The organism is Chryseobacterium sp. GW821-FHT04C04 (assembly GCF_059420365.1).
This window is the reverse complement of the sequence record NZ_JBWKTO010000004.1, coordinates 95,307-106,519: the sequence shown is the minus strand read 5'-3', so window position 1 is coordinate 106,519 and position 11,213 is coordinate 95,307. Positions and strand designations below refer to the sequence as shown.

The 11,213-nt window shown below is 36.2% G+C and carries 14 protein-coding genes; 3 read left to right on the top strand and 11 right to left on the bottom strand.

Translation table 11 applies throughout. The features are described from left to right. The first annotated feature begins 99 nt into the window (after positions 1 to 99). The 3 genes from AC07UM_RS13840 (at position 100) to AC07UM_RS13830 (ending at position 1,655) form a co-directional block, all read left to right on the top strand. Positions 100 to 771, top strand: a complete 672-nt coding sequence (locus tag AC07UM_RS13840) for a DUF4197 family protein (RefSeq protein ID WP_103233489.1) — start codon at positions 100 to 102, stop codon at positions 769 to 771. A 40-nt stretch (positions 772 to 811) separates the two neighbouring features. Further along, positions 812 to 1,117 (top strand): DUF493 family protein, encoded by a 306-nt coding sequence (locus tag AC07UM_RS13835; RefSeq protein WP_103233488.1) that lies wholly within the window; start codon positions 812 to 814, stop codon positions 1,115 to 1,117. A 64-nt stretch (positions 1,118 to 1,181) separates the two neighbouring features. After that, positions 1,182 to 1,655 (top strand): hypothetical protein, encoded by a 474-nt coding sequence (locus tag AC07UM_RS13830; protein ID WP_494683707.1) that lies wholly within the window; start codon positions 1,182 to 1,184, stop codon positions 1,653 to 1,655. A 45-nt stretch (positions 1,656 to 1,700) separates the two neighbouring features. Here AC07UM_RS13830 and AC07UM_RS13825 read toward each other — a convergent pair whose 3' ends face one another. From AC07UM_RS13825 to AC07UM_RS13775, 11 genes are all read right to left on the bottom strand, one after another. Next, a complete protein-coding gene (locus AC07UM_RS13825; protein WP_109739233.1) occupies positions 1,701 to 2,051 on the bottom strand; it encodes an ArsC/Spx/MgsR family protein in 351 nt (116 codons plus the stop codon). 88 nt (positions 2,052 to 2,139) lie between these two features. After that, a complete protein-coding gene (locus AC07UM_RS13820; RefSeq protein ID WP_103235575.1) occupies positions 2,140 to 2,754 on the bottom strand; it encodes a deoxynucleoside kinase in 615 nt (204 codons plus the stop codon). Between the two features lie 17 nt (positions 2,755 to 2,771). Further along, positions 2,772 to 3,734, bottom strand: a complete 963-nt coding sequence (locus AC07UM_RS13815; RefSeq protein ID WP_494683706.1) for a hypothetical protein — start codon at positions 3,732 to 3,734, stop codon at positions 2,772 to 2,774. A gap of 156 nt (positions 3,735 to 3,890) precedes the next feature. Further along, entirely contained in the window at positions 3,891 to 4,916 is a 1,026-nt protein-coding gene (locus AC07UM_RS13810; RefSeq protein ID WP_494684257.1) for a glutaminyl-peptide cyclotransferase, read from the bottom strand. Positions 4,917 to 5,019: 103 nt separating this feature from the next. Further along, positions 5,020 to 6,042, bottom strand: coding sequence for a glutaminyl-peptide cyclotransferase (locus AC07UM_RS13805; RefSeq protein ID WP_124535273.1), 1,023 nt, complete (start codon positions 6,040 to 6,042; stop codon positions 5,020 to 5,022). Between the two features lie 35 nt (positions 6,043 to 6,077). After that, positions 6,078 to 6,461: a VOC family protein gene (locus AC07UM_RS13800; RefSeq protein ID WP_494683705.1), complete on the bottom strand. Its 384-nt coding sequence runs from the start codon at positions 6,459 to 6,461 to the stop codon at positions 6,078 to 6,080. Next, positions 6,458 to 6,964: a GNAT family N-acetyltransferase gene (locus tag AC07UM_RS13795; RefSeq protein ID WP_494683704.1), complete on the bottom strand. Its 507-nt coding sequence runs from the start codon at positions 6,962 to 6,964 to the stop codon at positions 6,458 to 6,460. Before AC07UM_RS13795 ends, AC07UM_RS13800 begins: the two co-directional genes overlap by 4 nt. A 3-nt stretch (positions 6,965 to 6,967) precedes the next feature. Further along, positions 6,968 to 7,393: an SRPBCC family protein gene (locus AC07UM_RS13790; RefSeq protein ID WP_494683703.1), complete on the bottom strand. Its 426-nt coding sequence runs from the start codon at positions 7,391 to 7,393 to the stop codon at positions 6,968 to 6,970. A gap of 225 nt (positions 7,394 to 7,618) precedes the next feature. Continuing rightward, positions 7,619 to 9,232, bottom strand: a complete 1,614-nt coding sequence (locus tag AC07UM_RS13785; RefSeq protein WP_494683702.1) for a Na+/H+ antiporter — start codon at positions 9,230 to 9,232, stop codon at positions 7,619 to 7,621. 149 nt (positions 9,233 to 9,381) lie between these two features. Continuing rightward, entirely contained in the window at positions 9,382 to 10,386 is a 1,005-nt protein-coding gene (locus AC07UM_RS13780; protein WP_494683701.1) for a bestrophin family protein, read from the bottom strand. Between the two features lie 79 nt (positions 10,387 to 10,465). Continuing rightward, positions 10,466 to 11,143: a DUF2490 domain-containing protein gene (locus AC07UM_RS13775; protein ID WP_124535285.1), complete on the bottom strand. Its 678-nt coding sequence runs from the start codon at positions 11,141 to 11,143 to the stop codon at positions 10,466 to 10,468. Between the last annotated feature and the right edge of the window lie 70 nt (positions 11,144 to 11,213).

Genomic DNA, 11,213 nt, shown 5'->3' with positions numbered 1-11,213 from the left:
CAAGCCCTTGAATTTAATATTTTGTTAAATAGAGAATAGTAATTACCTTTGGTGCAGTTTTTGAGAAAAGCATTTAGGAAATAAACAATAAAAAGATCAATGAAAAAATATATCATTGCAGCCGCTCTTTTAATCGGGACTGGTGCTGTCATTACCACCACTGTACAATCTTGTACATCACTGGCCACATCAGATATGGGGCTTTCTATTATTAAAAGAATCCTGCTGAATGGTATTGATAAAGGAATGGGAATCTACGGAAACAAAGAGGCCTTTCTTCAGAATAATATGGTAGACAAAGCGCTTCCAAAAGAACTGAGAGACATCAACTCTATGCTGGAAAAAGTAGCGCCGTCGCTGGTAGCCAAAGAGAGAGATTATATTGCGCAGGCAGCAGCTTATACAGTAAACACCTCAAAGCCCATTTTACAAGATGCTGTAAACAGCCTGAACGCTCAGGATGTAACAAGAATCATGCAGGGAACTACTGCTACGCAGATCCTGAAGGAAAAGACCTCCCAACAGCTTATTTCTGCTATTGCTCCCAAAGTAGATGAGAAACTGAATGAATATGGAATTGTAAAAACAATCAATTCAGCATTATCGGGAAGTAATTTTCTGAGCGGTCTTTTAGGAGGAAATAAAAATACAGTGAACTCAGGTGGATTGAGCCAGCTTGCTTCTGAACAACTAGTCAATGGATTATTCAATATTATTGAAGATTATGAGCACCAGAACTCCAAATCTCTGCTAGGACCATTTGGAAAATAAGAGAAATTTCGTTATATTTATATTATATTAACAATTGGAGATGGACATATTACAAGGAAATCAACACGCAAATCCTGAAGATTTTTATAAGTCTTTGAAGGAAAAACTGGAGGATCATCATGATTTTCCGGAAGATTATTTATTTAAATTTATTATTCCTACAGACCAGTCAAAACTTACTGAAATATATAAGGTTTTTGATGGTATCAGATTCACATTAGGAAACCGTGAAAGTAAAAATGGAAAATACACGGCCTGTAACATCAATGCATTTGTTTTGGATGCGAATCAGGTTGTAACAATTTATCAGGAAGTGGCAAAAATAGAAGGCGTTATTCTATTATAAAAACACAGACCGTTTCATAGTAATGAAACGGTTTTTTATGATATAAAAAATAAACAAGAACAGAATGAACATCCAATTAATCCTATTTAATGTTATTTTGGGAATATCTTCCACCAGCTGTATGCATCAAAAAAACGAGGGAAATAACGAAGCGAATATCACCTCTGAAGTCCAGAAACAAAGAATTGAAAAGATCCAGTTAACGGAAAGAACAAGAGGGTTCAGCAAAAGCATTGTTCTTACCTCAGCTTCAAAAACGGTGACTACAAACGAATTGATAGATAACTCTAAAACCACTCCTTCAGAATGGAAAAACATCTCCAAACTGGCGGAAAGTATTGCCTTATCCAAAATAGCAGATCTCCCATCACCAACCACAGGAAGACATTCTGACCGTGCATTAGCAACTTCCATTATTATCACTTCCAATGGAACGGATTATACTTCTGCAAGTTTCGACTCCGGCTACCCTCCAAAAGAGCTGGAAGCTTTATATAATGCTATCATGGGAACCCAAAATGAAAAGAAGGCTCCATAAAATAAAAAAATCCGCTCTTCTATAGAACGGATTTTTTTTGCTATTTTATTTCTCAATAAAGAATTTCACATTTTCAATAGGCCTTCCCAGCATCGCCACTGAGCCTTTTACCAGAATTGGCCTTTGGATCAAGGATGGATTTTCAGAAAGAATCCTGATCCATTCTTCTTCAGAATAATTTTTATCTGCGTAATTTTCAAGATACATCTTATCCGTCTTACGAATGATATGAAAAACACTCTGATTCAGTTTTTTCAGTACAGTTCTTATCTCAAGAATACTTAACGGATCCTCAACAATATTAATGATCTCAAAAGGCACTCCGTTTTCGTCAAGATACTCCAGTACGGCATTTGACTTTGAACAGTTCCCGTTATGTAAAACTTTAACTACCATGATATAATTATTCAAAAAGTTAAACTTGTTGTAAACAAATTTAATAAGAATTAAATTGAGTATGTCTTAATGTTCTGATAAAAATATGTTAAAACAGCCCGTGAAGTTCTGTTTCAATTTTCTCCAGAATCAGCCCGAAATCTTCCGGCTTTTCAACAAAATCAAGATCATCCACTTCAACGATCAGAAGCTTTCCTTCTGTATAATTGGAGATCCATTTTTCATATTTCTGGTTCAGCTTTGAAAGGTATTCAATACTGATAGATGCTTCGTACTCACGGCCTCTTTTGTAGATTTTCTTTACCAGGTTGGGAACATCTGATTTCAAATAAATGAGGAGATCCGGAGCCGACACAAAAGACTTCATCAAATCAAAAACGGACGAGTAATTGTTGAAATCTCTGTCCGAAAGAAGATTCATATCATTTAAGTTTTCTGCAAAAATATGGGCATCTTCATAAATGGTACGGTCTTGAATAATATTCTTACCACTTTCTCTGATCTCCTTCACCTGACGGAATCTGCTTCCCAGGAAATATACCTGAAGTGCAAAACTCCACTTGCTCATATCTGAATAAAAGTCTTCCAGATAAGGATTGTGATCTACGTCTTCAAATTGTGCATCCCATCCGTAATGCTTAGAAAGCATCGTCGTCAAAGTTGTTTTTCCTGCTCCGATGTTTCCGGTAACTGCAATATGCATATTCTTTTTCCTTGTATTTACTGATTAATAAGCTTTTCTACTTCTACAGACTGAACTTCGGAAACATCTTCAATCAATTTTTGTAGGGTATTGTCTGAAGGTTTCTCTGTATTCTCATTGGGTTTTTCTTCAGTTTTTTCTACGGGTTTTTCTGTAGAAGGCTGTAGAGTTTCCGGCTGAGCGTCCAGCTGTTTTTGCTGTTTGGCTTTCTTTACTTTTTCAAGGCTGTAAAGATAGAGTTTGTTCCCTTTGATTTCAAAATAAGAAAGGATGTTTTTATCCACAATTTGCGCATCCTGATCTTCAAAAACGGTTACCATTCCTTTTTCAGGAACATATTGTGAAATGAAATTATTCGCAATGACCAGAATGGCATCATTCTCCCTTCTGAATCTTTTCCCGTTATCTAAGGGAGCTTCGAAAAGCTTTTCAAATTTCAGGCTATAAATCCTGATGTGTTTTCTCGTTAAAATATAGACTTTATTTTCATAGACCAACATATCCGTCAGATCCTCAAAACTAATGTCAAAAGGATATGAATTGATCGTTGTATCGTTTCGGAAATTATACTGTATCAGTCGTTTTGTACTGTCATCCAGAAGCCACAATTGTTGCTGATCTTCTGCATAAGCCATTCTTATAAAACCAAATTTCTGCTTAAAATCAAGCTTTTGAATTTCATTCATATTCTGATCTACGAATTTCATATCCTGTGCATTTTCAGAAAACAAAGGCACATTCAGAGGATTTTGTACCGACTGCACTTTGTAGGGAACAGTAAACATCATTTTGCCAATCTGCTTTCCTAAAGAATCATATTTGGTAAAGCTAAAATCTTTGCTTTTATAGATATACAGACTTCCGTAGTCATCGGCAAGCATATCTTTGGCTTCTTTCAATTTTAAAGTATCCAAAGGAATAACACTCTGCGCTGAAACCGTACAGAAAAGGAAAAAAAATAGTATGTTTAAAAACTTCACTCTGTTTTTTTAATGTGTTGAATATACTGAAAAATAATTTCATCCAAAAGAGGGTAAAACCTAATAGAATCTTCTTCACTATTAAGCAAAATCGAGACCATATTGTCGATGAAAAAAGAACGTGCTACTCCATGTAAACCTTATGATATATGAAGGTTACTTAAAAGCAATTTCATAAATTTTTGACCAGTTTTTACCTGTCACCAGCATGTTGTCACCTTTAAATGCAATTCCATTTAAAACATGTTCACTGTTTCCTCCACTATTCTCCTTTGTCAATTGGGTAAAATCAAACTTTCCTACAACTTCTCCGGTTGCTGGATTAATCTTCAAAATAACTGGTTTATGCCAAACATTGGAATAGATAAAATCATTGTGATATTCCAGCTCATTGAGCTGATCATAAATTGTGGTATTTCCGGCGACACAAACCGTCTTTACTACTTTTGACGGATTGTTTACATCCAGAAAATAAAGATTTTTGGAACCATCAGTAGCAATCAGATTTTTCCCGTCATATGTAAGCCCCCATCCTTCTCCGATGATGTTGGGTAAAGGAAATTCGGATATCTTCTTCAACGTATTTTTATCGTAAATAAACCCCATTTTATTCTGGTAAGTGAGCTGATATATTTTATCTCCAACAATGGCACAACCTTCAGAAAAAATTTTGGCAGGCTGCTTTGCGACAATCGCAGGAGCGGATGATCCTAAAGTATATTTTATAAGCTGCGAGGCATTGTTCATCCCATCGCTTTCATACACTGTATTTCCTTCTACCACAAAGCCTTCAATAAAATTCTTCGGATCATGAGGATAGTCAGCTACTATTTTGTAGGGAATATTCTGTTCGGGGATTTTTGAAAACACATTGATGGTAGCATCCTGATTCAGGACTTCACCTCCTTTTGTTTTGATGATAAAGATGACATTGTTATCTCCCAAAGTGAAAAACTTCGGATCAATCGTTAAGTCCGTTGTTTCTTTATCTCTGAAGCTGACCGCTATGCTTTCTGTATTTTCTGTAATTTCTTTCGGCAGTTCAATTTTATCTCCGAAATGATAGCCTTTTTTCTCTTTTGAATTATTATAATCCGCCAGAGAATCAAGCATTTTTTCGTTGTTACTGCATGAGGCCAGCAAAAGAACAACTGCAAAACCAACAGTGATATTTCGCTTAATAAAATTGTTAATCATTTATCAAAAATACTAAAATTTTACTCCTTAAAAAGGAAAGTAGCGCTCCAAAGAGCGCTACAATATTTTTTATTAATCAATGAAGATCTTATTTGATCTGAACTTCATAGATCTTTGGCCAGTTTTTCCCTGTTACCAGCATATTATCTCCTTTGAAGGTAATTCCGTTCAGCACGTCATCACTTCCTTTGGTATTCTGTTTTGCAATTTCTGTAAAGTCAAATGTTCCCACGACTTCCCCATTGGCAGGATTGATCTTTAAAACAATAGGCTTCTGCCATACGTTAGCATAGATAAATCCGTTGTGGAATTCTAGTTCATTCAATTGGTCATATGCCTGAGAACTTCCCGCAACAGCAATATATTTGATCAATTTTGAAGGGTTATTTACATCGAGGAAATACAATAATTTACTCCCGTCAGAAGCGATAAGGCTTTTTCCGTCATACGTCAATCCCCAACCTTCTCCCAATACATTAGGATAAGCAAATTCTGACAACAGCTTTAAAGAACTTTTATCATAGATATATCCTTTTTTACTCTGCCATGTCAATTGGTATACTTTATCTCCTACAATGGTACTTCCTTCAGAGAAATCTTCCTGAGCCTGTTTGGTAGAAGCAAGCGGAGTAGTTGTTCCCAACGTATACTTTAAAATCTGAGAAGATCCGTTTTGCCCGTCACTTTCATAAATTGTATTTCCTTCGATCTGGAATCCCTGTACAAAGTTTTTAGGATCATGAGGATATTCTGCTACAATCTGATACGCAATATTTTTTTCAGGATTTTTTGCAAATACATTGATGGTAGCATCCTGATTCAGAACTTCACCCCCTTTTGTTTTGATATTGAATGTAACGGCATTATCACCCAGTGTAAAAAATTTCGGATCAATAGTCAAATCCGTTGTTTCTTTATCCCCGAAACTGATCGTTACGCTTTCTGCATTTTCTGTCACCTCTTTCGGAAGCTCAAACTTATCTCCGAAATGGTACCCTTTCGCCTCCATAGAAAGATTATAGGTATTTAATGTATTAAGAATCTCTTTATCCTTATTACAAGATGCCAATAATAAAATCGCTGCGAAACCTGCTATTATATTTTTTTTCATTGATTTTCTAAATATTTCCCCAAAAATAGCAAATTTTATTCCGTCTTGCCAAGATTATCTACAGCTTGGCCAAATTGTAATATATATCCGTTGTTGTCATAGACTGCAAATTCTCTCATTCCCCATCCAAAAGTCTCAATCTCATAACAGACTTTGGCTTTTGTTTTAAGGTCTTCCCAAAGGTCATCCACCTCATTTACATTAAAATAAAATGAACCTGAAAAACCAATTGAAACAGGGTTTTCATGCTGGTTAAGCTGAGAAAGCATAATAAGTACCTCATCTTTACGAAGAGAAGCCCATTGCCAGTCGTCATTTCGGTCCATAAGGGTAAAACCAAGGATATTCATATAAAATGCTATGGTTTCATCCAGATTTTCTGTCCAGAGAATAGGACGAAGTGCAGTAAATTGTGTCATAATTCCTGTAATTCAAAAGTGTTTCTATGGATTTTCATATTCAGGGAAATCCATGTTTCTTGATTAATCTTTGCTTCGCTTTTAACATCAGGGTCAAAAGCAAAACCTACTTTTCTGTAACATTCAATAGCTCCGGTATTCCAGTCGTAAACGTTCAGTTCTGCAGTTTCTTTATCAAAATGACTGAAACCGTATTTCAGAAGCTCCTGCATTACTTTTTTTCCGTACCCTTTTCCTCTGTTGTTTTCATCCCAGATTAGAATTCTTCCCAAAAGAAATGTCTTTTCTTTCAAAAAAATCTGAGCATGGCCCATTGTATTTCCGGTCTGATCTGTGATTTTAAATAAGGTTCTGTTCTTATCAGACAAATCGTTTTCCAACTGTTGTTCTGTAAGCGGAAAATGGTAGGCTGGTCCGGCAAATTGAAGAAGCATTCTTTCATCGATTATCTTTGAAATAAGCAACGGTGCATCTTCAATTGTAAAAGGCAGTAATGTAATCATGATTTAGTTTTCCAGATATGTTTTTAAACTTTGTCCTACGATCGTTTTCCAGCCTTGTGTAAAGTTGTCTCTTGAAAATCCGTCGCCTAAATCTTTGAAGTTTTCAATTCCTTCATGGGTCAGCGTTATCACAGTCTGTCCATCTTCAGATTGTAATTCCCAGGTGACCATTGTTTTCAAAGGTGAAGAATCGGGATATGACCATGTATGTTTTAACTTCTGATTGGGTATTATTTCTAAAATTTCACCCTGATGATGGTATTTATTTTCTCCGCCGGGTTCATAGAAATTGAATTGCTTCCCTATTTCTAAGTCAAAATCCTGGATATCAAAATACCAGGATTTCATTTCATTTTTATCAGTTAATGCTTTCCAGGCTTTTTCAGCCGGAGCATTTATTTTGTACTGAACAGTGATTGGTGTGTTCATATTATGGATTTAATATGTTTAATTTTACAATATTTTATATGAAATATTTAACCCCAAAAGTCACAAAGGTTTTTAAACACTTAAGCTTTATTAAGTTAAAATTCGTACTAATAAGAAGTACACTTAAGTTCTGAAAATCCTAAGATTTTCATTTTGTAAACTTTCTATAAGTGCCGGTTCATTTTAGCCTAAATTCTTTTGTGACTTTTACGGTTTTCTTTTTAATTACCCATGTGAAAAGCCGGTGATCTTCGCTTCATCAAAATCCAGCTGCATTTCAATGGCTCTCATCACATGATCATCAAATATCTTTTCTCTTTTCATTCTGTGCAATTCGTTTCTCTGTGCCTGAATAACCTGACGCAAGACATCTTTATTTTCATTAATCGCCGTTACATAATCTCCTGTGGAAGCCATACATTGGGCTTTGTCTGCCATCAGCATCATTTCGTTTTCCAATTTATGTTTTTGATGACGTACCAGACTGTTTGTTATGGCCAGCTCAGAAAAGTCATTATCTAGTTTGTGCAATGCTGTTTCTTTCAGCTTACGCATAAGAATTACTTCCTGTTTTTCTTCCGGCAGTTCACTTCCTGAATCCTGGATATTTAATAATTTCAGGATCGGACTCAGCAATAATCCTTGTCCTACCAAAGTAATCAATATGATAACGAAAGTTACAAATAAAATAATATTCCGGTGGGGAAATGCTTCTCCATTTGGTAAAAAAGCTGGTATTGACAATGCTGCAGCCAATGAAACGACCCCTCTCATCGCGGCAAAACTGATGATAAACGGCTCCCGCCAATCCGGCTTGGGAACTTTTAATCTTAATTCTTTGGAGCATACTCTTGGAAAATACATCAATGCATAACTGTACAGAATTCTTGTCCCGATGATAGCTCCTCCGATAACCACACTGTAGAAAATACCTTCTGAAATGGTGTATTCTTTCATTCCTTCGACTACGATAGGAAGTTCAAGACCAATGAGGATAAAGATGATTGTATTCATCAAAAATATCAGGACACTCCATACATTTCCGGACTGAATCCTTGAGGTATGGCTTAGATAACAATGTGAATTATATGACATCAGCAATCCTCCGGTAACTACTGAAAGCACTCCGGAAAAATGAAAATGTTCTGCCCCCACATACATAATATAAGGTACAATAAGCGTGATGATTGTATCTATATTGGAGTTGGTTGGAATGACCCTCAATAATGCTCCAAACAGAAAACCGACAGCAACCCCTACCGCGATTCCTCCAATTGCCATCGTAAAGAAATCCTGAACGGCATCTCTCCAGATAAACTGTCCTGAGATAACTGCTGCCAGAGCAAATTTGAATACAATCAAACTGGATGCATCATTAATAAGACTCTCCCCTTCCAGAATACTGGTGATCTTTTTAGGGATTTTCATATGCTTCAGTACCGAAGTAGCTGCTACCGCATCCGGCGGGGAATTGACCCCTCCCAACAGGAATCCCATGGCTATTGTAAGGCCAGGAATGATAGAGGACGAAAGATAGGCCACGACTATCGAGGTTAAAAACACCAATCCAAAAGCCATGGAAAAAATCTGCTTTCTCCATTTATGAAAGTCCTGCCATGAGGTGAACCAGGCCGCTTCAAACAAAATAGGCGGCAGGAAAATAAGAAAAACAAGGTCAGGTTCTATTTCAATACGAGGCATTCCCGGTATAAAGCTTATCAATAATCCTGCAATCACAAGGAAAATTGGGTAAGCGACTTTTAGTTTTTGCCCGATCATTACCAATATCATCACAGACAGCAGTACTGCAATAGATATTATAACATAGCTGTGAATCATTTTAAGTCAGTTTTTTTAAGTGTTATTTTTATTTCCGGATATAACTTAATGTATTATCCAAAACCTTATAGGTTTTAGAAACCTATAAGGTTTCCTTTATGCTCTAAGTCCATTTCTTTTTGTTTTATAAGAATATAAAACTGAAAGGGTTAAAGTACAATATTATTCTTAGGAGTAATTGCCGGCGGAAGGTCAGATTCATCCAGCATATCTCTCATATCAATTTCAATGGTACGGCTGATCTGAGTGATGGGAACATCATTGGGACTTCCTTCAAATGGATTGACAGACGCTTCTCCTACACTGTCCAGGGTATGAAAACACCATGTTACCAGTAAAGAAAACGGAATATTAAACCATATTGCCCATCCTTCAACGATAGTTCCTTCTCCTAATTTATCAAATTCTTTCAGCAATCCGAAAGGCACAAAGACAATAAATAACAGCAAAAGATAAGTGGTAATGGAAGAAAAATTTCTGGGATAAGGAAAGTTTTTAATTCTTTCTGCTTTTCCCTGACTATCGGTAAATTTTACCAGTTGCTGGTTAATCTGTGTCCATTGGAAATCGTTCAGCTCTCCCTTTTCATAGGCTTCAGACAATGCTTTACTTTGGCTGGCCATCAATTGTGTTGCTCTGTTCTTTTTGCTTAAAATATACTGAAGTTCAGGTTCTGAAAGATAATTTTTCAATTCTTCATTCAGTTTGGAAAGTCTCTCCGGAATGTCATATTTTTTGGAATATTCGTCAAACTGGGCTGTCCCCATATTTTCCCATGCTCTTGGCTCGCGAAGCTGAAATCTCAGCGCTGTAAGCCATGCATAATGACGTAGAAACATCTCTTTTACTGTGGCGGAATCTTTTGAAATCAGCGCATCTCTGAGAATATAACCAAAACTGCGGCTGTCGTTAATGATAGCTCCATAAATCTGTCTTGCTTCCCAGAGCCTGCTGTAACTGGCATTGTTTTTAAATCCTACAATGAACGCTACCGCAGTTCCCATGATCGCAATCGGCTGCCACGGAACAGAGAGAAATGTCCAGCCTAAGAAATACAGGACTGTAGGAATAGCTGATAGTATAATCAGCGCGTAGATACTTCTTCTGGTCCAACTAATGAACTCACGGGCTCCAAACCTTTTTCCTGAATGCATAAGTGTCTATTTATTTGTGTTTATTATATTATTTTTTAAATAATGATTTCATCAGAGCATTCAGCGATACCGATCAATATTAGTTTTTAGTAAACGGAATATTGTTATAAAAACCAATCTGAATCTGCCCCCGGTTCCTGTTTTCCTGAATCTGATTCATATAACCTGCTTCAATCCTCATATTTTTATTGATGACATATCCTAACGCTCCATAGACTCTGTTTCTATCGAAAACCGGACTATTAAAATGAAGAAAGATCTCATTATATACCGAAGCATATAAGGTTTTTGGCAGCATTTCCTTTTGGGTAATCGGAATATTCACTCCAATCATATAGCGGAATCTCATCCTGAAATCATCTTCCAGAAAACGTTCTTCCAAACGGTAACGGTGCTGAAGATTAAAACGTCCGAATTTCTGCTTGGTTATAAACTGCTGGAAAATTCTGTGTTCAATATTCTCTTTTTTCTCCCCGTTTACATAGGGCTGGCTCAGAATGAAACCATATCCTAGTAAAACATTATTATTATTTTCTGTCAGATCATATCCAATCCCTGTACGAATCAGCAATTGTTCCAGGTCTCCTACTGCATCGAAATTACGGTACTGAATCTCATTGTGCCAATTCAGCTTCTTGCTGATCTTGTTATTTCCAAAATACATATACCATGCTCCCATATCATTTTTTTGAGCATATGTCAATATTGATCCTAAACTTAATACCGTGAATGCCAACTTCGTAAAAACCTTTCTCATGCTTAATAATTATTATTATCTATCGTTTTTAACAAAATTAATAATTTAAATCAATAATAGCAAACAATAT